17 protein-coding genes and 2 tRNA genes are annotated in these 22,676 nt (G+C 69.8%); 8 read left to right on the plus strand and 11 right to left on the minus strand.

What is annotated here, in order from left to right; translation table 11 throughout:
• Positions 1-67: 67 nt before the first annotated feature.
• Both AC4GYY_RS03020 and AC4GYY_RS03025 read left to right on the plus strand, forming a co-directional pair.
• Positions 68-658: an ABC transporter substrate-binding protein gene (locus tag AC4GYY_RS03020; protein ID WP_491118697.1), complete on the plus strand. Its 591-nt coding sequence runs from the start codon at positions 68-70 to the stop codon at positions 656-658.
• On the plus strand, positions 655-1,599 hold the full coding sequence (locus tag AC4GYY_RS03025) for an MlaA family lipoprotein (protein ID WP_491118699.1): 945 nt from the start codon (positions 655-657) through the stop codon (positions 1,597-1,599). Before AC4GYY_RS03020 ends, AC4GYY_RS03025 begins: the two co-directional genes overlap by 4 nt.
• Here the strand turns inward: AC4GYY_RS03025 and AC4GYY_RS03030 are convergent.
• The 9 genes from AC4GYY_RS03030 to AC4GYY_RS03070 form a co-directional block, all read right to left on the minus strand.
• Entirely contained in the window at positions 1,577-4,150 is a 2,574-nt protein-coding gene (locus AC4GYY_RS03030) for an MMPL family transporter (RefSeq protein WP_491118701.1), read from the minus strand. The two genes, AC4GYY_RS03025 and AC4GYY_RS03030, sit on opposite strands and share 23 nt — an antisense overlap.
• Complete coding sequence (locus AC4GYY_RS03035; RefSeq protein WP_491118703.1) at positions 4,150-4,593, minus strand: DUF2141 domain-containing protein; 444 nt, start codon at positions 4,591-4,593, stop codon at positions 4,150-4,152. Before AC4GYY_RS03035 ends, AC4GYY_RS03030 begins: the two co-directional genes overlap by 1 nt.
• 32 nt (positions 4,594-4,625) lie before the next feature.
• On the minus strand, positions 4,626-5,045 hold the full coding sequence (locus AC4GYY_RS03040) for a DUF4112 domain-containing protein (RefSeq protein WP_491118705.1): 420 nt from the start codon (positions 5,043-5,045) through the stop codon (positions 4,626-4,628).
• Complete coding sequence (locus AC4GYY_RS03045; protein ID WP_491118707.1) at positions 5,042-6,511, minus strand: ABC transporter substrate-binding protein; 1,470 nt, start codon at positions 6,509-6,511, stop codon at positions 5,042-5,044. The genes AC4GYY_RS03040 and AC4GYY_RS03045 overlap by 4 nt, the downstream gene beginning before the upstream one ends.
• 25 nt (positions 6,512-6,536) lie before the next feature.
• Positions 6,537-6,620: transfer RNA gene (locus AC4GYY_RS03050), tRNA-Leu, on the minus strand.
• Between the two features lie 62 nt (positions 6,621-6,682).
• A complete protein-coding gene (locus tag AC4GYY_RS03055) occupies positions 6,683-6,961 on the minus strand; it encodes an integration host factor subunit beta (protein ID WP_491119283.1) in 279 nt (92 codons plus the stop codon).
• A gap of 136 nt (positions 6,962-7,097) precedes the next feature.
• A complete protein-coding gene (rpsA, locus tag AC4GYY_RS03060) occupies positions 7,098-8,810 on the minus strand; it encodes a 30S ribosomal protein S1 (RefSeq protein WP_491118709.1) in 1,713 nt (570 codons plus the stop codon).
• Positions 8,811-9,096: 286 nt separating this feature from the next.
• Positions 9,097-9,172 (minus strand) — tRNA-Ala (locus AC4GYY_RS03065).
• A gap of 76 nt (positions 9,173-9,248) precedes the next feature.
• On the minus strand, positions 9,249-9,572 hold the full coding sequence (locus tag AC4GYY_RS03070; protein ID WP_491118711.1) for a TIGR02300 family protein: 324 nt from the start codon (positions 9,570-9,572) through the stop codon (positions 9,249-9,251).
• 98 nt (positions 9,573-9,670) lie between these two features.
• On the opposite strand from AC4GYY_RS03070, the gene aroA reads away from it, so the two are divergent.
• From aroA to AC4GYY_RS03085, 3 genes are read left to right on the plus strand one after another with little or no spacing between them, the layout of a single operon-like run.
• Positions 9,671-10,993 (plus strand): 3-phosphoshikimate 1-carboxyvinyltransferase, encoded by a 1,323-nt coding sequence (gene aroA, locus AC4GYY_RS03075; RefSeq protein ID WP_491118713.1) that lies wholly within the window; start codon positions 9,671-9,673, stop codon positions 10,991-10,993.
• Positions 10,990-11,613, plus strand: a complete 624-nt coding sequence (gene cmk / locus AC4GYY_RS03080) for a (d)CMP kinase (protein ID WP_491118715.1) — start codon at positions 10,990-10,992, stop codon at positions 11,611-11,613. Before aroA ends, cmk begins: the two co-directional genes overlap by 4 nt.
• 50 nt (positions 11,614-11,663) lie before the next feature.
• Positions 11,664-14,282 (plus strand): ATP-binding protein, encoded by a 2,619-nt coding sequence (locus AC4GYY_RS03085; protein ID WP_491118717.1) that lies wholly within the window; start codon positions 11,664-11,666, stop codon positions 14,280-14,282.
• Here AC4GYY_RS03085 and AC4GYY_RS03090 read toward each other — a convergent pair.
• Together AC4GYY_RS03090 and AC4GYY_RS03095 are read right to left on the minus strand one after the other, a co-directional pair.
• Complete coding sequence (locus tag AC4GYY_RS03090) at positions 14,279-15,853, minus strand: lysine--tRNA ligase (RefSeq protein WP_491118719.1); 1,575 nt, start codon at positions 15,851-15,853, stop codon at positions 14,279-14,281. The genes AC4GYY_RS03085 and AC4GYY_RS03090 overlap by 4 nt on opposite strands.
• Before the next feature lie 42 nt (positions 15,854-15,895).
• Positions 15,896-17,101, minus strand: a complete 1,206-nt coding sequence (locus AC4GYY_RS03095) for an MFS transporter (protein WP_491118721.1) — start codon at positions 17,099-17,101, stop codon at positions 15,896-15,898.
• Positions 17,102-17,238: 137 nt separating this feature from the next.
• On the opposite strand from AC4GYY_RS03095, the gene AC4GYY_RS03100 reads away from it, so the two are divergent.
• The 3 genes from AC4GYY_RS03100 to AC4GYY_RS03110 all read left to right on the plus strand — a co-directional run bounded on the left by AC4GYY_RS03100 (position 17,239) and on the right by AC4GYY_RS03110 (position 22,614).
• Positions 17,239-18,459 (plus strand): acyl-CoA dehydrogenase family protein, encoded by a 1,221-nt coding sequence (locus AC4GYY_RS03100; protein ID WP_491118723.1) that lies wholly within the window; start codon positions 17,239-17,241, stop codon positions 18,457-18,459.
• A 103-nt stretch (positions 18,460-18,562) separates the two neighbouring features.
• Entirely contained in the window at positions 18,563-19,630 is a 1,068-nt protein-coding gene (locus tag AC4GYY_RS03105) for an acyl-CoA dehydrogenase family protein (RefSeq protein WP_491118725.1), read from the plus strand.
• Positions 19,631-19,785: 155 nt separating this feature from the next.
• A complete protein-coding gene (locus AC4GYY_RS03110; RefSeq protein WP_491118727.1) occupies positions 19,786-22,614 on the plus strand; it encodes a TonB-dependent receptor in 2,829 nt (942 codons plus the stop codon).
• Positions 22,615-22,676: the final 62 nt, after the last annotated feature.

Consider the following 22,676-nt stretch of genomic DNA (forward strand, 5'->3'; position numbering starts at 1 on the left):
TTGGCCTGTGCATAGGCGCGCTTCGCGTTGACGCGAGGCTCGCGCCGCTTCTAACGAGAGGTTCTCCATGCTCCGCTTCCTCCTCCCCGCCGCGCTGTTCGTGACCGCGCCGACCGCCGCGTTCGCGCAGGCCGGTCCGGTCGCGACGATCCAGGCGCTCGACGCGGGGCTGCTGTCGATCATGAAGGCGGGCAAGGCCGCCGGGCAGAAGGGCCGCGCCGCCGCGATCGCGCCGGTGGTCGACCGCGCCTTCGACCTGCCGCTGATGACCCGCCTCGCGGTCGGCACGCCCTGGACGACGGTCGCACCCGCTGATCAGCAGGCGCTGGTCGCCGCCTTCCGGCGGCTGACGATCGCGCAATATGCGTCGAACTTCGATTCCTATGCGGGCGAGAGCTTCGTCGTGAACCCACAGGTCGAATCGCGCGGCGGCGACCAGCTCGTCCGCACGACGCTCAAGGGCAAGAGTTCGTCCGAGGCGCTCGCCTATCGGCTGCGCCAGTCGAGCGGATCGTGGAAGATCATCGACGTCTTCTACCGCAGCGCGATCAGCCAGCTCGCGACGCGGCGCGCGGACTTCGCCGGGGTGATGAAGAACGGCGGCGCGAGGGCGCTCATCGCCCACCTGAACGCGCTCGCCGCCAAGGCCGGCGGGTGACGCTCGCACTCGCGCTCGCGCTGGCGGCGGCGCCTGCTCCGCAGGTCGTGCCGCCGCCGGTGATCGTGCCGACGATCGCGGCGCCGAGCCCGAGCACGGCTCCCTCCGGACCGGGCGACCCGCTGGCCGATCCGACGACATCGCCCGAGCCGGGCGTCGTCCAGGTCGACGCGAAGGCGCCGGGCGATCCGCTCGAGAAGTTCAATCGTTCGATGTTCCGGCGCCACCAGGCGTTCGACCGTTCGATTCTGCGACCCGCGGCGATGGCCTACCGGCACGCGGTGCCCAAGCCCGCGCGCGACGGCCTCCGCAACGTGTTCGGCAATCTTGGCGAGCCGCTGGTGTTCCTCAACTTCCTGCTCCAGCTGAAGGTCGGCAAGGCGGTCGAGACGCTGACGCGGTTCGCGATCAACAGCACGCTGGGGTTCGGGGGGCTGCTCGACCTCGCCAAGACGCCGGGAGTGCGGTTGCCGCACCGGCCCAACGGACTGGGCGACACTTTGGGCTTCTACGGAGTGAAGCCGGGGCCGTACCTGTTCCTGCCGTTCGTCGGCCCGACGACGCTGCGCGACCTGATCGGCGGCCAAGCGGAGGGGCTGGTGCTGCCGCTCGCGGTCGGGACGCCGTTCGACCGGCTGGAGTATCAGATCCCGCGCGGGGTGCTGACGGGCCTCGACCGGCGGGCGGAGGCGGACGCCGAGCTGAAGGCGCTCTTCGATGGCGCGATCGATCCCTATGCGACGCTGCGCTCGGTATATCTTCAGGATCGGCAGGGGGAGATCGATCACCTGAAGGCGCGCGGCCGCCGCGCGACGGCCGCGCCCGAGCTGGGCGAACCACTCGCCGATCCGGCGGGGACCGGGGCGAAGCCGTCGGATGCGCCCGAGCTGAGCGATCCGTTGGCCGATCCCGACGGGGCTACGCCGGCTCCTCGGCCTTAGTCGGTCCCAGCAGCGCCGGCTCGAACACCAGCGCGCAGATCAGCGTCCATGCCAGCGAGATCATCAGGATCTTGCCCATGCTCGCGGTCCCAGGATGATCGGAGAGCCACAAGGCGCCGAACGCGGTGCCGGTCGCGAGCGCGCTGAACAGCACCGCGCGGGCGAGACTCGACGAGAGCAGCGCGGTCGCGCCCGCCCGCCACGCCATGACGAAATAGATGTGGAAGGCGACGCCGACCCCGACGAGCAGCGGGAAGGCGATGATGTTGGCGAAGTTGATCGGCTGGCCAATCAGCACGCAGCTTCCCAGCGTCAGGAAGATCGAGAGGACGACCGGCGCAAGCGTGAACGCGACCTCACGCACGTCGCGGAGCACGGCGAGCAGAAGCAGGCTGACGAGCGCCAGCCCGATCGCTCCCGCCTGGACGAAGGCCGTGGCGATCGTGCCGCCCGCCGCCTGGGTCGAGACCGGCGCGCCCGAGGCGTTGGGAGCGACCGCGACCACCGCCTTGCGGAAGCGTTCGAGGACGGTGTTGTCGTTGGCGTCGCCCTTCGGAAAGACCTCGATGCGTGACGTGCCGTCGGGCGCGCGCCAGTCGCGGACGAGATCGGCAGGGAGGGTGGCGAGCGTGACCGGCTCGGCCGACAGCGAGGTCCGGGCTTGGTTCAGCATGACGCCGAGCGGGCGGATGAGCATGTCCGCAACCTGCGATCGCACCGCCGGCGCCGACTTGGCGAGCCGCTCGAACGCGCGCGCGAGCGCGGCGGCGTCCGCCGCACCTGCGCCGGGATGCGCTGCGGCGGTCGTCCGGAGGCGGGCAGCCGTCGTGGTGAGCGCCGCGACGGCCTCAGCGTCGGTCGGCGAGGGTTGGAGATCGAACGGGTTGAGGGTGACGTCGAGCAGGAGCGAGGCGTCGGAGAGGAGCGCGAGCTTGGCCGGCTGGTCCTCGGGCACGAAGCTGTCGAGGGTCACGACCTGCGCGACCTCGGGCAGGCGGGCGAGCTTCGCCGCGGTCGCGCGGGCGCTCGCCGGATCTGAGGCGAGGACGCCGATCGTGTTCGGCGTGGCATTGGGGTCGCGCGTCAGGTCGGCGAGCGCGCGCATCGCGGGGGCTTGCGAATCGCGCAGGTGGAGCGGGTTGAAGTCGAACCGCACCCAGAAGAGCGAGACGAGGCTGAGCGCCATCGACACGCCGAACGCGATCAGCACCGCGCGGCGGTGGCGCGCGAGCCAGCGGTCGGCCGGAACGAGCGCGGCGAGGCCGACCTCGCGGCTCGGCTTGCCCGGGCCGGACAGCACGACGAGCGCGGGGAGCAACGTCACCGAAAAGGCGAGCGCGACGACCATGCCGATCGCGGCGATGACGCCGAGCTCGGCGACGCCGACATACGCGGTCGGCAGGAATGCGCCGAACGCCAGCACGATCGCGGCGGCGGCGAGCGTCAGCGGCGCGCCGAGCGCGGCGCCGGCGCGGCCGAGCGCGCCGGGAAGGTCCGCCCCTTCCGCACGCTCGGCCTGGACACGGACGCAGAGCTGGATGCCGAAATCGACGCCGAGCCCCACGAACAGCGGGATGAACGCGACCGAGATCAGGTTCAGCCGCCCGATCGCGGCGAGGCCGAGCGCGGTGGTGACGGTCAGCCCGGCGGCGATCGTGGCGACGATCGCGGCGACCAGCTTGGCCGAGCGGGTCCCGAGCCACAGCGTCAGCAGCATGGCGCCGACCATCACCGCCGCGACCGCGCCGATATTGTCCTGGAGTGTCGCGAACTCCTCGTCGGCGAGCGCGACGTCGCCGGTGACTCGGACCGAGACGCCGGGGAACGCGCGTGCGGCGGTGCGGATCGCGTCCGAAGCCGCCTCGCCGGGCATCAGCGAGGCATAGTCGAGCACGGGATTGGCGAGGATAAGGCGGCGGGTCGGCGGGGGCGCGCCGCCGCCGGCGAACAGGCGTTGCCAGGAGAAGTCGGCGGGCCGTCCGGCCAGCCGGTCGTCGATCGCGCGCGCCATGCCGCGCATCGCCGGCGCGGCGTCGTCGAGGGTCGCCTGGCCATGATCGACGCCGTCGAGCATGGTCCCGAGCGCAGCCGCCACTCCCCGCAGCGACGGATCGGCCGCGAGCGGGCCCAGCAAGGGCTGCGCGCGGACGAGCGCGTCGGTGGTCGATCGTACCTGCGCGACGCTGCCAAACAGCAGCCCCTCGCGCGCGAAGAAGTCGCCGCCGTCGGGACGGCGTACGGCGCGGAAATGGGCCTTATCGGCGGTCATCGTCGCCGAGAGTTTCGCGGCGGCGTCCTCCGCCAGCTCGGGGGTCCGGCCATCGACGACGACCAGCATCACTTGGCTGAACTGCGGGAAGGCGGCGTCCATCGCGCGCTCATGCCGCCGCCAGGCGACCTCCGGCGAGATCAGCTCGGCGGTGTCGGTGGTCATGCGGAAATTCGTCGCCGCGAAGGCCGCGGCGAGCGCGGCAAGGATCAGGCAGAGGAGCGTCGTCCGCCACGGCCGCGCGGCGCCGGCGGCGACCATCGCCGGGATCGGAGTCCGCATCAGCGCGCCGGTCCGGAGCTTCCGAGCATGTAGCGCATCTTCAGCGTGATCGCCTGCCGACCGCCGGCGAAGTCGAAGCGCGCGTCCTCCCATTTGGGCGGAGCCATGCGGATCGGCGCGTCGCGTGAGAAGCCGATCCCTTCCTTGGGGATGCCGAACAGCGCGCGGTCGACCTTGCGGTTGCGGTTCTCGTCGTGGAACGCCTGCACCGCATAGCGCCCGGCGGGCACGCCGCTGACCAGCACCGTCGTCGTGCCGATGCGCGCGGGGGCGTCGCCACTCAGCGCGCAGTCGTCCTTGAGGAACTGCGCCTGGGGGCAGAGATCGACATGGACCACCCCGCGCGCGTCGCGCACGTTGGTGACCTGCACCGCGAGCGTGCCGACCGGGGCGGCGCCGGCAAGGAGCAGCGGCGCGAGGGCGCGAAGACAAGGAGGGACCATCGGGGCGCTAACGATCGGGCGGCGCAAACGGGTCAGCGCTCGACCGTGACGGTCGAGGGGTGATGGCGATCGAGGTGACGTTTGATCGTCTTGAGATTGGCGGTGTTCGACCGATAGAGGAAGTCCGCCACGTCGCCGACCAGCGGCACCGCCCCGAGCAAGGCGTCGAAGCCGACCCGCGCCCCCATGCGGGCCAGCTGCCAGCGCGGCATCCCCAGGTTGCGCGCCTCCCAGACGAGCCACGCGCCGAGCCCGGCGCTGGCGATGTCTCCGAACACGGGGACGAGGCCCAGGATGGCGTCGAGGCCGACCCGGCGGTTGATCCCGGGGATGACGAACATCCCTTCGAGCAGCCGCTCCATCACCTCGATCCGCTGGCGGATCGCCGCCGGATCGCGGGTGAGGGGCAGCGCGTCGAAAAGCGCGGGGTCGATGCGGGCGCGTTCGGTCATGGCCTTGACGTGGGATCGGCGCGCAGGTGGTTCAACGGGTGCCATGCGCGCCCGTTCGGTCGCCACGCCTTGAGGCGGAGCGAGACGAGCGACCAGCGGAACGGCCGCGCGATGGGGATGAAGCCGCCGTCGCGCGCCAGTTCGGCGTCCGCGGCGGCCAGCGCGGCGGCGCGCGCCGCGAGGCTGGGCGCCGTCCGGGCGTCCTCGACGCCCTGCGGCGTGGCGAGGCCGCAAGCCGCGCACGCGGTGGCGAGGTACCAGCGCGCGCTGTCGTAGGGCGCAACCGCGTCGATCAGGCGGAGGTCGGCGGGCTCGTCCGGCGCGACCCGAACCGGTCGGATGCCGACCGCGAGCAGGTCGCCGCCGATCCTCGCCCACAGTGTCGCGCCGCCCGGCCCGGAAGGGAGCGCGAGCCGGACTTGGGCCGCCGCATTCCCGTGCGCGTCGCGCCACGCGCCGACGATCGCGCGCGCGTCGGCGCGGCGGTCCTCGAGCGAGATCGACACCCAGTCGGCGAGCGCCGGCGCCGCCGCCGAATCCAGCTGGGCGGGCAGGATCTGCTCGGTCGGGACCCATTCTCGCGCGACGCTGGCGGTGAGCGCAGACCGGTCGATCGCCTCCGCCACCGCCGCGCGGCCTTCCGGCGTCGCCAGCAGCCCGGCGCGGTGCTCGACGGCAAGACCGAACAGGCCCGCCGCCGGATCGACCCGGGCGTTCGCCGGCGCGAGGCCCGCGACCTGGACGATCGGCCAATCCGCGATCGTCCCGCCGAGTACCAGGTCGGACATCTTCGCCGCGAACCGCGCGACCGCTCGCGCCGCCTGCTCGCCGCGAAGCTGCACGCGGTCTTCGGGTGTGGTCTCACGCTGCTCGTCGACTGCGCGGTCCGGATCGGGGAGCGGGGTGAGCAGCAGGCGGCCGCCGGCCAGCAGGTCCGCGCGAAACGGTCCGCCGCCCGGGCCGCGCGGGGGACGGCGGATCGCGAGTTCGGGCTGGGCGAACAGTGCGAGCAGATCGGGGCGCGGACGCGAGAGATCGATCTCGATCACGTCGGGCGTCATCTCGACCACGTCCTCGATCGCGGTTAGATAGGGCGCGAGCGGATTGCGCGACGCGCGGGCGATCTGGCGCTTCAACCAGGCGACGACCTCGCCTGCGGTGACCGGAGCGCCGTCGCTCCACCGCGCGCCGCGCAGGCGGAAGATGTAGGTCCTGCCGCCGTCGATGACGATCCAGCGCTGCGCCAGCCCCTGCTCGATCGCGCCGCTCGCATCGAACGACACCAGGCCTTGCGCCGCCGCCCCGGTGAGGACGCGGTCCGATCCGGAGAGTGGCATGCGGGAGGGGTCGCGCAGGGCGGGAGCGCCCCCGATGACGCTGGCGACGACCGGCCCCTTGTCGGGCCGCCGGTCGCACGCGGCGAAGCCGAGCAGGAGAGCCAGTGCGGCGAGCGGGCGAAGGATCACGGGACGGCTCCTCCCTCTACCCTCCTGGTGCGGGCGGCGGGACTCGAACCCGCACGCCATGCGGCAAAAGATTTTAAGTCTCCAGCGTCTACCATTCCGCCACGCCCGCGCCGCAAGGGGGCAAGACCATGACGCCGCCTGCGTCAAGGGCGAGCTCGGCCGCGAGCGCGTTCAGACGTTCAGACGGGCGCGCATCTCCTTGCCCGGCTTAAAGTAGGGGACGCGCTTGGCCGACACGTCGACCGTCTCGCCGGTGCGTGGATTGCGGCCGACGCGGGCGTCGCGCGCGCGGGTCGAGAAGGCACCGAAGCCGCGCAGCTCGACGCGGCCGCCGGCAGCGAGCCTGGCGACGATCTGCTCGAAGAAGGCATCCACCACCGCCTCGATATCGCGGATCGACAGAGTCTCGTTTGCCTCGGCGAGCTTCTGAACCAACTCGGAGCGGATCATCATCGGGTCCCTTAAGCCGCAGTCGGCAAATGTGGGCACGTTGATACAGATAAAGACCAGATCGTGATAGGTCCGAAACGACTTTTCTCTCGAATGCGGCCGGCGGCGGACATCGCCGCCGCCGGCCACGATCCGGTCACCGATCGGTGTCGCGCGCCTTGAGCGCGGCGCCGAGAATGTCGCCCAGCGACGCGCCCGAGTCCGACGAGCCGTACTGCGCCACCGCCTGCTTCTCCTCGGCGATCTGCATCGCCTTGATCGAGAAGGTCGGCTTCTTGGAACGGTCGAAGCCGGTCACCATCGCGTCGAACTTCTGCCCGACCTGATAGCGCTCCGGACGCTGCTCGTCACGATCGCGGCCGAGATCGGTCCGCTTGATGAAGCCGGTCGAGCCGTCGTCGCCCGCCTGCACCTCGAGCCCCGCGTCGCGGACCTCTAGCACGGTGACGGTGACGACCTGGTTCTTGCCCAGACGATCGCCCGCCGCCGCGCTGGCGACCGAGGGGCCGCCACGCTCGAGCTGCTTCATGCCCAGCGAGATGCGCTCCTTCTCGGCATCGACGTCGAGCACGATCGCCTCGACCATCTCGCCCTTGCGGTGGAGCGCCAGCGCGTCCTCGCCCGACACGCCCCAGGCGATGTCGGACATGTGGACCATGCCGTCGACGTCGTTGTCGAGGCCGATGAACAGCCCGAACTCGGTCGCGTTCTTGACCTCGCCCTCGACCGTCGAGCCGATCGGGTGGGCGGCGGCGAAGGCTTCCCACGGATTCTGCTGCGCCTGCTTGAGGCCGAGCGAAATGCGGCGCTTGTCGGCGTCGACCTCGAGCACCATCACGTCGACCTCCTGCGAGGTGCTGACGATCTTGCCCGGATGGACGTTCTTCTTGGTCCAGCTCATCTCGCTGACATGGACCAGGCCCTCGATCCCCGGCTCCAGCTCGACGAACGCGCCGTATTCGGTGATGTTGGTGACGCGGCCGGTCAGCTTGGCGCCGATCGGATACTTGGCCGACGCGCCGTCCCACGGATCGCTCTCGAGCTGCTTCATGCCGAGCGAGATGCGCTGCGTGTCCTTGTTGATGCGGATGATCTGCACCTTCACGGTGTCGCCGATGTTGATCATCTCGCTCGGGTGGCCGACGCGCTTGTAGCTGAGGTCGGTGACGTGCAGCAGGCCGTCGATCCCGCCCAGGTCGACGAAGGCGCCGTAGTCGGTGATGTTCTTGACCACGCCCTCGATGATCTGGCCCTCGGCGAGGCTCTGGATCAGCCCCGTGCGCTGCTCGGCGCGGGTCTCTTCGAGGACGGCGCGGCGCGACACGACGATGTTGCCGCGCTTGCGGTCCATCTTCAGGATCTGGAACGGCTGCGGAATGTCCATCAGCGGCGTCACGTCGCGCACCGGGCGGATGTCGACCTGCGAACCCGGCAGGAACGCGACCGCGCCGTTCAGGTCGACGGTGAAGCCGCCTTTGACGCGGCCGAAGATCACGCCCTCGACGCGCGCCTGCTTGGCGAACTCGACCTCGAGCTTGTCCCAGGCGGCTTCGCGGCGGGCGCGATCGCGGCTCAGCATCGCCTCGCCGTGCATGTTCTCGACGCGGTCGACATAGACCTCGACCTCGTCGCCGACCTTCAGGTCGGCCTTCTGGCCCGGCGCGGCGAACTCGCGGAGGGGCACGCGGCCCTCCGACTTCAGACCGACGTCGATCACGGCCAAATCGTTCTCGATCCCGGTCACCGTGCCGAGGACGACGCGGCCCTCGAAACTGTCGGCGCCGCCGAACATCTCGTCGAGCATGGCCGCGAAATCGTCGCGAGTCGGGGCGGGGGCTTGGGTCGCCATAGGCGGGTCAGATCCTCGAAGTCATGTTTCCGGCCGGCCGGTTGTCTCCGGCGGTCTTCTAGCCGAGTGTCTCGTGGCCGCCGGATGCGACCGCGAAGCCCGGAAGGCGATGTCTGCGGAGGATCACGCTAATGCGAAAAGGGCGCGAGAGACTTTGCCGTCGCGCCTTCCTCCGCGGGACACGCCCGCCGAACGGCGCGCCCATAGCGCAAGGCCGAAGCGCAGGCAAGCGCCCGGCTCAGTCGCCCAGCGGCGTCATCGCCTTCTGTGTGGAGATCGGCAGGATTGGTGGAGCCGAGGGGGATCGAACCCCTGACCTCTGCAATGCCATTGCAGCGCTCTCCCAGCTGAGCTACGGCCCCAATCCGTTCGGGAGGCAGCCCCGTAGCGGGGCCTCGCCGGCTTGGCAAGCGCCGGATCGGCGCTTGCCCGCCAGACCTATTGCTCTTCGTCTTCCTTGCCGGTCTCGACCCCCAGATCGTCGTCGCCGCCGAGATCGACCTCGTCGTCGGCCGAGGGCTCCTCGTCCTCGCCGGTCTCGATGTCCAGATCCTCGTCGTCGCCCGCCAGATCGGTGTCGGCCTTGGCCTTGTCGACCTTCGCGGCCTCGAACGGCATCGGCTGCTTCGACTTCAGGATCGCCTCGGGATTGAAGGCGTAGCCGCAAGCGATGCAGGTGACGGGTTCGTCCTTGGTCAGATCGTAGAACCGCGTCGCGCATTTCGGACACGTGCGCTTCGTGCCCCATTCCGGCTTGATCATGCCGTCGATTGTCCTTCGTATGTGTGGATTTCGGCGTGGAGCCGCCAGTTGGGGCGCGCCTTGCCAGAGCGCAAGGCGACTGTCAAAGCGCCTGCCCCATGCCGAACAGCCCCGCCCGACCGCTGACGATTTCGCGCGCCGAACGCCTGTTCGGCCGCGTCCGCGTGCCCGGCGACAAGTCGATCAGTCACCGCGCGCTGATGCTGGCGGCGCTCGCCGTCGGCGAAAGCCGGATCGAGGGGCTGCTGGAAGGCGAGGACGTGCTCGCGACCGCCGCCGCGCTCCGCGCGATGGGGGCGACGATCGCGCGCGAGGGCGGGACCTGGGTGGTGAACGGCGTCGGCGTCGGCGGACTCCTTCAGCCGGACCGGGCGCTCGACATGGGCAATTCGGGGACGTCGACGCGGCTCTTGATGGGGCTCGTCGCCTCGCATCCGATCACCCCGACCTTCGTGGGCGACGCTTCGCTGTCGACGCGACCGATGGCGCGCGTGATCGCGCCGCTGTCGCGCATGGGCGCGGACATCACCGCCTCGCCCGACGGGCGCCTGCCGCTGATGGTCCGCGGGATGTGCCCGGCGGTGCCGATCGAGTACACGCTGCCGGTCGCCTCGGCGCAGGTGAAGTCCGCGGTGCTGCTCGCGGGGCTCAACACGCCCGGGATCACGCGCGTGATCGAGCCGGTGCCGACCCGCGACCATAGCGAGCGGATGCTGGCCGGGTTCGGCGCCGACCTGAGCGTCGAGGAGACGCCCGAAGGACGGGTGATCTCGCTGCGCGGCGAGGCGGAACTGACGCCGCAGCGGATCGTCGTGCCCGGCGATCCGTCCTCCGCCGCCTTCTGGATCGTCGCCGCGTCGATCGTGCCGGGCAGTGCGGTGACGATCGAGAACGTCGGCCTCAATCCGACCCGGACCGGGCTGATCGCGGCGCTGCGGATGATGGGCGCCGATATCGAGGAGGTCGAGGCGAGGAGCACGGGCGGGGAGCCGGTCGCGGACCTGCGCGTCCGCCACGCGCCGCTCCGCGGCATCGACGTGCCGCCCGAACTGACGCCGTCGATGATCGACGAATATCCGGCGCTGTTCGCCGCCGCCGCCTTCGCCAGCGGTCGTACGATCGCGCGCGGTGCGCACGAGCTGCGGGTGAAGGAATCCGATCGGATCGCGGCGATGCACGCGGCGCTCGCGGCGAACGGGGTCGCGGTGGAGGAGCATGAGGACGGACTGACCGTCCAGGGGACCGGCGGCGCGGCGATCCCCGGGGGCGGGACGGTCGCGACCCGGCTCGATCACCGGATCGCGATGAGCATGGCCGTCGCCGCGCTGCACGCGCGCGCGGCCATCACGATCGACGACGCCGCACCGGTCGCGACCAGCTATCCGGGATTCTTCGATCAGCTCGGCGGGCTGCGCGCATGATCATCGCCGTCGATGGCCCCGCGGCATCGGGCAAGGGGACGATCGCCAAGGCTTTGGCGCGCCATTACGGTCTGCCGCATCTGGACACCGGTCTGCTCTACCGCGCGGTTGCGGCGACGGTGCGCCGGCTCGAGCTCGACCCGACGATCGAGGCGGATGCGGTCGCCGCCTGCGACTTCGACGACGCGACGCTCGCCGATCCGGCGCTGCGCGACGACGAGACCGGCCAGCTCGCTTCGGTGGTGTCGGCGCATCCGCTGGTCCGTGCGGCGCTGTTCCAGCGGCAGCGGCGGTTCGCGCGCCAGGCGGGCGGGGCGGTGCTCGACGGGCGCGATATCGGGACGGTGATCGCGCCCGACGCCGACGCCAAATTGTTCGTCAAGGCGACGCCGTCGATCCGCGCCCGCCGGCGCCATGCCGAACTGCAAGGGCGCGGTTCGTCGATCAGCTTCGATCAGGTGCTCGCCGACATCCGCGCCCGCGACGCCCGTGACAGCGGCCGATCGACCGCGCCGCTCGTCGCCGCGCCCGACGCGGCGCTGCTCGACACGAGCTTCCTGTCGATCGACGCGAGCGTGCAGCGTGCGATCGCGCTGGTCGAGGACCGGATCGGGCGATGACGGACGTGCGGGTTTCGCGACGCTTGGCAGTCGGTTAGACCCGCCCCGCGATGGTGTCTCCCGATAGCCTGGGCTTCCTTTCCGGCGGCGGCGACATGGGCGCCCGCATCCGCGCCTATGATTGGGCGGCCACTCCGCTCGGGGAGCCCGCCGGTTGGCCGCAGTCGCTCCGTGCCGCGCTGAGCATCTGCCTCAACTCCAGTTTCCCCACCGCGATCTATTGGGGTCCGGAACTGCGGCTGCTCTACAACGACGCCTGGGCCCCGATCCCCGCCGATCGGCACCCCTGGGCGCTGGGCCGGGCGGCACCCGAGGTTTGGAGCGACATCTGGGGCGTGGTCGGCCCGCAGTTCGCGTCGGTGATGGCGGATGGAGAGGCGATCTCGACGTTCGACCAGATGCTGCCGATCGTCCGCGGCGGCTTGGCGCGCGAGACCTATTGGAACTACGGCTTGACGCCGATCCGCGGCGAGAACGGCGCGGTGGCCGGGGTCTTCAATCAAGGGAACGAGACCACCGACCGGGTACTGCGCGACCGTCGGCGCGCGGACGAGATCGATCGGCTGCGTCGCCTGGTCGAGCAGGCGCCGGGGTTCGTCGCGGTGCTGCGCGGGCCGCGCCATGTCTTCGAGTTCGTGAACCGCACCTACCGGGAGCTGTTCGGCGAGCGGGACTATCTCGACCGGCCGATCCGCGACGTCTTCCCAGACCTTGCGACGCAACTGGCGTTCGAGCGCCTCGACCGTGTCTATGCGACCGGCGAGCGCTACCTGGCGAAGCGGCTGCCGATCGTGGTCACGCGGCCGGGGCAGGGGCCGGAGGAGCGGTTCCTCGATTTCATCTACGAGCCGTTGACCGACGGCGCCGGCCGGGTGAACGGCGTCTTCTGCGAGGGGTTCGACGTCACCGAAGGCACGATCGCGGAACGTGCGCTGCGTGAGCAGACCCAGGCATTGGAGACCCTGAACCGGGTCGCGGCGACGACCCTGGTCGAAACCGATCCCGAACGGGTCGTCCAGCTCGTCACCGATGCGGGGCTGGCGCTGTCGGGGGCGGCGTACGGCGCGTTCTTATACAACGTCCTGGAGGCCGATGGTCTCAGCTACATGCTCTATGCCCTGTCGGGAGCGGAGCAGAGCGCGTTCCAGGCATTCCCCAATCCGCGCAACACCGCAGTGTTCGAGCCGACCTTTCGCGGCGAAGGCGTCGTGCGATCCGCCGATATCCTGTCGGACTCCCGCTACGGACAGATGGGCGGGATGCCCGTCGGGCATCTCCCCGTCCGCAGCTATCTCGCGGTGCCGGTGATGGCGCGCGACGGCGCGGTGCTGGGGGGATTGCTGTTCGGCCATCCCGAGCCCGGGCTGTTCACCGACCGGCACGAGCGGCTGATGGTGGGCTTGGCGGCGCAGGCGGCGATCGCGATCGAGAACGCCCGGCTCATCCAGGCCGAGCGCGAGGCGAACGAGTCGCTGGAGCGCCGAGTCGCCGAACGCACCGCGGAGCTGACCGAGGCGCACGAGGCGCTGCGCCAGGCGCAGAAGATGGAAGCGGTCGGCCAGCTGACCGGCGGCATCGCGCACGACTTCAACAACCTCCTCACCGGGATCAGCGGCAGCCTGGAGATCATCGAGCGCCGGCTGGCGCAGGGCCGCACCGACGGGATCGACCGCTTCCTTCAGGGCGCGCAGACCAGCGCGCAGCGCGCCGCGGCGCTCACCCAGCGGCTGCTCGCGTTCAGCCGGCGGCAGACGCTCGACCCCAGGCCGACCGACGTCAATCGGCTGGTGTTCGGCATGGAGGAGCTGATCGCGCGCACCGTCGGGCCGGGAATCGACGTCGAGGTGGACGCCGCGGCGGATCTGTCGACGACCATGGTCGACGCGGCGCAGCTGGAGAACGCGATCCTCAATCTGGCGATCAACGCCCGCGACGCGATGCCCGACGGCGGCCGGCTGACGATCGCGACCGCGAACGAACGGCTGGACGAGGGCGAGGCGCGCGAACGCGACCTGCCGCCGGGGGGGTATCTGACGATCTGCGTCATCGACACCGGCGTCGGCATCCCGGACGAGATCGCCGACCGCATCTTCGATCCCTTTTTCACGACCAAGCCGATCGGTCAGGGCACCGGGCTGGGTCTGTCGATGGTCCACGGGTTCGTCCGCCAGTCCGGCGGGCAGGTTCGGGTGTCGTCCGAGGTGGGTCACGGGACGACGATGTGCCTCCATCTTCCCTGCCATGCCGCCGAGACGCCCGCCGACGCGGATCTGCCGCAAAGCGAGCCGGTCGGGCGAGGCGCCGGCGAGACGGTGCTCGTGATCGACGACGAGGCGACGGTTCGCATGCTGATCGTCGAGCTGCTGGCGGAGACCGGTTACACGACGATCGAGGCCGAGGATGGTCCGCACGGGCTTCGCGTGATCGCGTCGACAGCGCGGATCGATCTGCTGATCACCGACGTCGGGCTGCCCGGCGGGATGAACGGGCGTCAGGTCGCGGACGCGGCGCGGGCCATGCGGCCGGGGCTCAAGGTCCTGTTCGTCACCGGCTACGCCGAGAACGCCGCCGTCGGCAACGGCCAGCTCGAGCCCGGCATGGCGGTGATCACCAAGCCGTTCGCGATGACCGACCTGGCGGGCAGGATCGCCGAGATGCTGGGCGGCTAGGCCCGCGCCACGGCCTCGGCGATCAGCCTACGGCTGTTCTCCACCCCGTAGAGCGCGAAGAAGCTGCCGAGACGGGGTCCCTGGCTCGACCCGAGCAGCGTCTCGTACAGCACCTTGAACCATTCGCGCAGCCGCTCCTTGCCGAACCGGGCCTTGCCGATCTCGTACACCTCGGTCTGCAGGTCTTCCGCACTGGCGTCCGGACCGAGCCGGGCGAGCGCGGCGTCGAGTTCGGCAAGCGCGTCGGCCTCGTCCGCGGTCGGGGCGCGGCGAGCCAGCGTCGGCGCGACAAAATCGCGGGCGTAGTTGATCGCGAGCCCCACCAGCGTGTCGAGGCTGGGATTCGCCTCGGGTGACAGCGCCGGATTGTAGCGCCTAAGGAAGCGCCACACCGTCTCGCGGTCGCCGACGCCGGGCAGGCTGACGAGGTTGAGGAGCAGGCCGAAGCCGACCGGCATCGTCTCCGCCGGCACGTCGCCGGCGTGGATGTGGTGAACGGGATTGCCGAGCTTCTCGCGCAGCTCCTGCGTCGAATATGCCGCGCGGAACTGCCAATAATCGTCGATCGCGCGCGGGATCACCCCCAAATGGAGCTGCTTGGCCTTTCGCGGCTCGCGATAGGCGTAGAAGGCGATCGATTCCTCCGGCCCGTAGGTCAGCCACTGGTCCAGACTGAGGCCGTTGCCCTTGGACTTCGAGATCTTCTCGCCATTCTCATCGAGGAACATCTCGTAGTTGAATCCCTCGGGCGGGCGACCGCCGAGGACGCGCGCGATCTTGCCCGACTGGACGACCGAGTCGATCAGATCCTTCCCCGCCATCTCATAGTCGACGCCGAGCGCGACCCAGCGCATCGCCCAATCGACCTTCCACTGGAGCTTGGCGCGGCCGCCGAGGACCGATTGCTCGACCCGCGCGCCTTCGTCCTCGAACGCGATCAGCCCCGTTTCGGCGTCGACCACCTCGACGGGAACTTGCAGCACCACCCCCGACGTGGGCGAGATCGGCAGCACCGGCGAATAGGTCGCGCGGCGTTCTGCCCCGAGCGTCGGCAGCATGACCGCGAGGATCGCCTGATAGTGACGCAGTACGCCCTTCAACGCCTCGTCGAAGCGGCCGCCCGTATAATAATCGGTGGACGACGCGAACTCGTACTCGAAGCCGAACCGGTCGAGGAAGGCGCGCAGCCGGGCATTGTTGTGCGCGGCGAAGCTCTCGTGGGTGCCGAACGGGTCCGGGATGCGGGTGAGCGGTTTGCCGAGATGCTCGCGCAGCATGTCGCCGTTCGGCACGTTGTCCGGGACCTTGCGCAGCCCGTCCATGTCGTCGCTGAACGCGAGGAGCCGCGTCGGCTGATCCGACAAGGTCTCGAACGCCCGGCGGACCATGGTCGTGCGCAGCACTTCGTTGAAGGTGCCTATGTGGGGGAGCCCCGAGGGACCGTAGCCGGTCTCGAAGAGGATCGGCGCGCCGCCCGGCTTGCCTGCCGGATAGCGGGCGAGGAGCTTGCGGGCCTCTTCGAACGGCCAGGCCTTGCTCTCGAGCGCGGCGGCGCGCAGGTCTTCTGTCATGCCGCGGGTGCGTAGCGACTGCGCGCCGGAGATTCTAGGCCGTCACGCGAGCGGGCCGCGGCGGCGGACGACGCCGAACAGGAACACCGCGAAGGTGAGGGCGGCGAGCGCGGAGGCGAGCGCGAATGCGCCGCCGGGCAGGCCGCGCTCGGACCCGGTCGCCAGCGCCTGGGTCATCACCAGCGGCCCGACGACCGCCGCCACGCTGGCGAGGCTCGCCATCCCGCCCTGGAGGGCGCCCTGATTGGCGGCATCCACCCGGCGCGAGAGGATCGCGTTGATCGACGGGAATACCAGCCCGGTCAGCGCCCCGACCGCAAGCAGCGCATAGACCTGCCAGCCGTGCCGCGCGACGGCGTAGCAGCCGAAGACGATGGTCCCGACGGCCAGCCCGATCAGCACCGTCCGCTCCTCGCCGAAGCGGGCGATGGCGCGGCCGGTCAGGAAGGTCTGGGCCACCATCATGCTGAGCCCCGATGCGGCGAGCGACCAGCCGATCGCGCGCGCATCCCAGCCGAGCGCGAGCTCCGCCCAGAACGACCAGGTCGCGGGATAGACCATGTGCGCGACCTGCCAGATGAGCGAGCCCACGAGCAGCGGCGTCGCCCCGCCGGCGCGGAACAGGGGAGCAAAGGCGCCGAACACGTTGGCGCGCCGCCAGTCGAACGGTCGGCGGTGCTCGGGTGCGAGCGTTTCGGGCAGCAGCGCGGCGATCGCCGCCGCGTTCGCCAGCGCGAGGACGGCCGCGGCGACGAAGGGCGCGCGCTCCCCGTAACCCGCCAGCAGCCCGCCGATCGCCGGCCCCACGATGAATCCGGCCCCGAACGCCGAGCCCATGTAGCCGAAGGTGCGGCCGCGCGCCTCGGGCGGAGTCACGTCGGCGAGGACCGCATTGACCGGGCCGTAGACCGCGCCAGCGACGCCGGCGATCGCGCGGCCGAGGAACAGCCACGCGAGCGTCGGCGCGAACGCCATCAGCAGATAGTCGGCGGAGAACGCGGCCATCGCCGCGAGGAGCACGGGCCGCCGTCCGTAACGATCGCCCAGGTTGCCCAGGATCGGCCCCGCGAAGAACTGCGCCGCCGCGAAGGCGACCAGCATCCAGCCGCCGATGCGGGTCGCGGCCGGCAGGTCGACCTGGCCGAGGCGGACGATGAGCGAGGGCAGGACCGGCAGCACGATCCCGAAGCCGATCGTGTCGATCAGGATCGCGGCGAGTGCGATCGGCACCGCCCGGTGATGGAACATGATCCCTCCGCTTGCCCCGTCCGCCATCCTACCGGCGGCGGCGCCGGGGACAAGCGCGCGATCTTTTCAATGCCTCCGGCGTGTGGCATGGCCAACGCCATACCCGATCTTCTAGAATCGCTCCGGAGAGAGATGCCATGGCGACCGCTGCCGAACTCGACCGTCCCGCAGACGCGCTCGACACCTTCCGTCAGGAAGTGCGCACCTGGCTGACCGAGACCCTTCCGGCCGAACTGCGCGGGAACGACAATGCGATGTCGGCCGTCGAGGGCCCGAGCGAGGAAACGGGGCCGCAGCGCCGCTGGCGCGAGGCGATGGGCGAGAAGGGCTGGGGCGTCCCGAGCTGGCCGAAGCAATATGGCGGCGGCGGGCTGTCCCGCGACGAGGCCCGCGTCCTCCAGGAGGAGATGGCCCGCGCGGGCGCGTGGAATCCGATCGGCGGGATGGGCGTGATGATGTTCGGGCCGACCCTGCTCGAATACGGCTCCGAGGCGCAGAAGCAGGAGCATATTCCGGCCATCGCCAAGGGCGAGGTCCGGTGGTGCCAAGGCTATTCGGAGCCGGGGGCCGGGTCCGATCTGGCGAGCTTGCAGACGTTCGCCGAGGACAAGGGGGATCACTACCTCGTCAATGGCCAGAAGACCTGGACCAGCGGCGGCCAGTGGGCGGACAAGTGTTTCGCGCTGGTGCGCACCGACAAGTCGCAGAAGCACGCGGGCATCAGCTTCCTGCTGATCGACATGAAGGCGCCAGGCGTCGAGACCAAGCCGATCCGGCTCATCAGCGGCCAGTCTCCGTTCTGCGAGACGTTCTTCACCGACGTCCGCGTCCCCAAGGACAATCTGGTCGGGCGCGAGGGGCAGGGGTGGGAGATCGGCACGAGGCTGCTCCAGCACGAGCGCAACTCGCTGTCGGGCGGCGGCGGCTCGATGGGACGGCTGATGGCGGGAAGCGGGGTCGCGGACATCGCCAAGACGTATCGCGGCACGGACGCGCAGGGGCGGATCGCCGACGCGGACTTGCGCACCCGCGTCATCAGGCACGAGATGGATGCCCGCGCCTTCGCCCTCACCCTCCGCCGCGCCGCGATCGAGGCGAAGGGCAATGCCGGGCCGAGCGCCGCGACCTCGATCATGAAGAACGTGGGCGCGAGGATCACCCAGGATCGCGCCGAGCTGAACCTCGAGGCCATGGGAATGCAGGGGCTCGGCTGGGAGGGCGAGGGCTTCTCCGAGGCCGAGATTGGCCAGACCCGCAGCTGGCTGTGGGGCAAGGCGGTGTCGATCTACGGCGGCTCGACCGAGATCCAGAACAACGTGGTGGCGAAGCGGATCCTGGGGATGCTGGATCATCAGTGACCGCACGGAGCAGGGAGCAGCATTTGCTCCCGTCCGATCACCCGGCCCGTCTCCTCGCTCTCTGCCTCAAACCACTGCGCCCGCCACGAAGGACATGACGACAATGGCTCTCCTCAACGACGAACAGGTGATGCTGCGCGACATGGCGCGCGAGTGGGCGGACAACGAATCGCCGATCAGCGCCTTCCGCAAGATGCGCGATGCCGCGCCTGCGTTCGGGTTCGACATGCAGTCCGCGACCAAGCAGGCCGAGATGGGCTGGTTCGGAGTGACGATTCCCGAGGCGTTCGGCGGCTCGGCGTTCGGATTCCTGTCGCTCGGACTGGTGCTGGAACAGCTCGGCCGCAATCTGGTGGCGTCGCCGCTGGGGGCCAGCGCGGTCGCCGCCACGGTGATCGCCGAGGCGGCGTCGGAGGAGATCAAGGCGAAGTGGCTGCCCAAGCTCGCGACCGGCGAGGTCGTCGCGACGCTTGCGGTCGACGAGGGACCGAACCACGATCCCGCCAAGATCGCGACGACGGTCGCAGACGGCAGGCTCACCGGGGACAAGGCGTTCGTCGCGGAGGGCGATGCCGCCGAGCTGTTCCTGGTCGCCGCCACCGACGGGCTCTACCTCGTCGCCGACGGCGCGGGGGTCACCAGATCGACCCGCCGGATGGCCGACAGCCGCAGCCATGCGATGGTCTCGTTCAAGGACGCCGCCGCGGAGACGCTCGGCGGCCCGGACCTGACCACCCGCGCGATCGACCTGGCGACGGTCGCGACCACCGCCGAGATGCTGGGCATGGCCGAGGCGGCGTTCGCGCAGACGCTCGATTATCTGAAGCAGCGCGTGCAGTTCGGGCAGGTGCTCTCGACCTTCCAGGCGCTCCAGCACCGCATGGCGAAGATGTTCACCGAGTTGCAGCTGATGCGCTCGGTGGTCGAGGCGGCGCTGGAGGCGGTCGATGCAAAGCGCTCCGATCTCGATCAGGCGGCGAGCCTGGCGAAGGCGGTCGCCGGCGAGACGCTCAGGCTGGTCAGCCGCGAGATGGTCCAGCTCCACGGCGGCGTCGGGATGACGGACGAATATGATCCGGGGTTGTACCTCAAGCGCTCCGCGGTGGTCGAGGCGATGTGGGGAAATGCGGCATATCACCGCGACCGCTTCGGCCGCTTGAACGGCTACTAAGCCGATCGGCTGTGTCATCACCGCAACACGGCGGCGATAAGGGGTGCTCCAGCAACATTCATTGACCTGATTCGGGGTTGACGGGTCCGTCAACGCCTCACAATTCGAACCATCGGTATGGATCGCGAGGATCCGATCCGTTGGGAGAGATTTGAGTGAGGAAACAGGCTCTGCTGGCGACGTGCGCCGCATTCGCCATCGTCGCATCCCCTGCGTTCGCGCAGGAAAACACGGAGATCCCCGCGACTCCGCCGGGCGCCGCGCCGACCACGACCCCCGGCCAGGATCCCGCCACCGGCTCCGACCCCGTCGCGACCGACGGATCGAGCGACCTGCCGCAGGATATCGTCGTCACCGCCCAGGGCCGCGCGCAGGTGCTGGCCGACGTGCCGCTCGCGATCTCGGCGGTGAACGCCGCCTCGCTCGAGCGATCGGGCGCGACCGACATCCGGCAGCTGACCCAGATTGCGCCGTCGCTGCTCGTCTCGTCGACGGGCAATGAGTCCAACGGCTCGGCACGCCTGCGCGGCATCGGCACGGTCGGCGACAACCCCGGCCTGGAAAGCTCGGTCGCGGTGTTCGTCGACGGCGTCTATCGCTCGCGCTCGGGCGTCGGCCTCAACGAACTCGGCGATATCGAGCGGGTCGAGGTGCTTCGCGGTCCGCAGGGAACGCTGTTCGGCCGCAACGCCTCGGCGGGCATCATCTCGATCGTGTCGAAGGCGCCGAGCCTCAATCGGTTCAGCGCCGGCGGCGAGGTGACCTACGGCAATCACGATTACTGGCGGCTCGCCGGCAACATCAACGCACCTTTGTCGGATACGATCGCGGCGCGAGTCGACGGCGTCTACGTCAAGCGTGACGGCTTCCTCCACGACACCAACAACAACACCGACGTGAACGACCGCGATCGTTACTTCGTCCGCGGGCAGCTGCTGTTCGAGCCGACCGACGCGCTGTCGATCCGGCTGATCGGCGACTATACGCACCGGAACGAAGCCTGCTGCGGGGCGGTCTACGCCAACCAGGAGCTGAGCGAGTACAACAAGAATCTGCTGACCAACACCAACCCGATCATCCCGGTGCTGGTGAGCCTGGGCCAGTCGCCGGCCGCCTTCACCGATCCCTATTCGCGCAACATCTCGGTCTCGCCCGGCCGCACCTACGCGGGCAAGACCGAGGATTGGGGCGGGTCCGGCCAGGTCGACTGGAATCTCGGCAGCGTGAAGCTGACCTCCATCACCGCCTACCGCCAGTACATGAACTGGCAGGCGGGCGACGTCGATTATTCGACGGTCGACATCCTCTACCGCGCGCCCGGCGACGACGCGGGCAGCCGTCAGTTCAAGACCTTCAGCCAGGAGCTGCGGCTCCAGGGCAAGCTGTTCGACGAGCATCTCGATTGGTTGATCGGCGGTTACTACGGCAACGAGGTCCTGACGACGCGCGAGAACCTGAAGTTCGGCTCGCAATACGGCGCCTATGCGTCGTGCCGCCTGCTCGCGACGATCAGCCCCGCGATCCCGCGCGATCCGTCGCAGCCCGGTTGCCGCGCGGGACCGGGTGGCGCGATCACCAATGCGGTGCTCGGCGGCATCCCCGGCCTGTTCACCGCGGCGCAGCTGCCGACCTTCATCAACGGGCTGAACCTGCTCTCGACGCTCAACAACCAGGGCTACACCGGCACCCGCTTTCGGCAGAAGGAAGAGAATTGGGCGCTGTTCACCCATGACATCATCCACATCGCCGACGGCCTCGATCTGACGTTGGGGCTGCGCTACACCAACGAGAGCAAGAAGCTCGACGCGGCGCTGGCCAACAACAACACGGTCTGCCCCCAGGCGCAGGGCCTGATCCTGCCGCTGCTGAGCACCCCGGGCAATACGGCGACGCAGACGGCGCTGCTCGGCGGCATCGTCGGGCTGGCGTGCCAGGGCAATTCGACGGCGGAGCTGAACGGCCAGACGCTCAACAACAAGCTGAAGGAAGACGAGTTCACCGGCACCGCGATCCTGTCGTACAAGGTCACGCCCGATCTGCTCGTCTATGGCAGCTACGCGCGCGGCTACAAGGCAGGCGGGTTCAACCTCGACGTCTCGGCGCTGAAGTCGCCGATCCTGCCCTTCGCGCTGTCGGGCGGGGTGCAGAGCCTGGCGAACAACCTGAAGTTCGACGCGGAGATAAACACCTCGTTCGAGATCGGGGCGAAATACTCGACCGGACCGTTCAGCCTGAACGTCGCCGGCTTCCACCAGGCGTTCGACAACTTCCAGCTGAACACGTTCAACGGCACCGTTTTCCTGGTCCAGAACATCAACGCCTGCAAGACCGACCTGAACGGCGGCGACGCCGATCTGAGCGCGGCGACCGGAGCATGTCCGGGCGGCAAGACCAAGCCGGGCGTGATCTCCGAGGGTGTCGAGCTCGAGGCGTCGATCGCCCCGGCGCGCAACTTCACGGTGCAAGCCGGTCTGACCTATGTGAAGACCAAGTATCAGGAGAATCTGGTCGGCAATTCGAGCGGCGCGCCGCTCGATCCGGCGCTGCGACTGCTGCCCAGCCAGTATCTGTCGAACGCGCCCGCGACGACGGTCACCAGCTCGGCGACCTGGACGCCGGAGATCGGCAGCACCGGCTATTCGGCGCTGTTCTACGTCGACGGCCGTCTGACCAGCGACTATAACACCGGCTCGGACAAGTTCCCGCAGAAGCAGCAGGACGGATACTTCCTGATGAACGCGCGCATTGGTATCCGCGCGCCGGAGAGCCGCTACGCGCTGGAGCTGTGGGCGCAGAACCTGACCAACACGCAGTACACCCAGGTCGCGTTCAACGCGCCGTTCCAGGCGACCACGAACGGACCGGCGAGCGGCGCGACCGCGGTCAACTTCCCGCCGTCGCTCTATCCGGGCGGGACGCAGATCTTCGGCGCGTTCCTCGCCGAGCCGCGGACCTACGGCGTGACGCTCCGCGCGAAGTTCTGACGCGCGAGGGGAGGGGGCGGTCGGCGATCGCCCCTTCCTCCGTCATCCCTGCCGATGCAGGG

It is taken from the genome of Sphingomonas sp. SP6, from assembly GCF_058313435.1.

Bases quoted from the DNA above. Each gene is read 5' to 3' on its own strand.
- AC4GYY_RS03095 (WP_491118721.1), bottom strand. From the start codon at position 17,101: ATGTTCCATCACCGGGCGGTGCCGATCGCACTCGCCGCGATCCTGATC.
- AC4GYY_RS03020 (WP_491118697.1), top strand. From the start codon at position 68: ATGCTCCGCTTCCTCCTCCCCGCCGCGCTGTTCGTGACCGCGCCGACC.
- AC4GYY_RS03090 (WP_491118719.1), bottom strand. From the start codon at position 15,853: ATGACAGAAGACCTGCGCGCCGCCGCGCTCGAGAGCAAGGCCTGGCCG.
- AC4GYY_RS03055 (WP_491119283.1), bottom strand. From the start codon at position 6,961: ATGATCCGCTCCGAGTTGGTTCAGAAGCTCGCCGAGGCAAACGAGACT.
- AC4GYY_RS03040 (WP_491118705.1), bottom strand. From the start codon at position 5,045: ATGACCGAACGCGCCCGCATCGACCCCGCGCTTTTCGACGCGCTGCCC.
- rpsA (WP_491118709.1), bottom strand. From the start codon at position 8,810: ATGGCGACCCAAGCCCCCGCCCCGACTCGCGACGATTTCGCGGCCATG.
- AC4GYY_RS03035 (WP_491118703.1), bottom strand. From the start codon at position 4,593: ATGGTCCCTCCTTGTCTTCGCGCCCTCGCGCCGCTGCTCCTTGCCGGC.
- AC4GYY_RS03105 (WP_491118725.1), top strand. From the start codon at position 18,563: ATGGCTCTCCTCAACGACGAACAGGTGATGCTGCGCGACATGGCGCGC.
- cmk (WP_491118715.1), top strand. From the start codon at position 10,990: ATGATCATCGCCGTCGATGGCCCCGCGGCATCGGGCAAGGGGACGATC.
- aroA (WP_491118713.1), top strand. From the start codon at position 9,671: ATGCCGAACAGCCCCGCCCGACCGCTGACGATTTCGCGCGCCGAACGC.
- AC4GYY_RS03030 (WP_491118701.1), bottom strand. From the start codon at position 4,150: ATGCGGACTCCGATCCCGGCGATGGTCGCCGCCGGCGCCGCGCGGCCG.
- AC4GYY_RS03100 (WP_491118723.1), top strand. From the start codon at position 17,239: ATGGCGACCGCTGCCGAACTCGACCGTCCCGCAGACGCGCTCGACACC.
- AC4GYY_RS03070 (WP_491118711.1), bottom strand. From the start codon at position 9,572: ATGATCAAGCCGGAATGGGGCACGAAGCGCACGTGTCCGAAATGCGCG.
- AC4GYY_RS03085 (WP_491118717.1), top strand. From the start codon at position 11,664: ATGGTGTCTCCCGATAGCCTGGGCTTCCTTTCCGGCGGCGGCGACATG.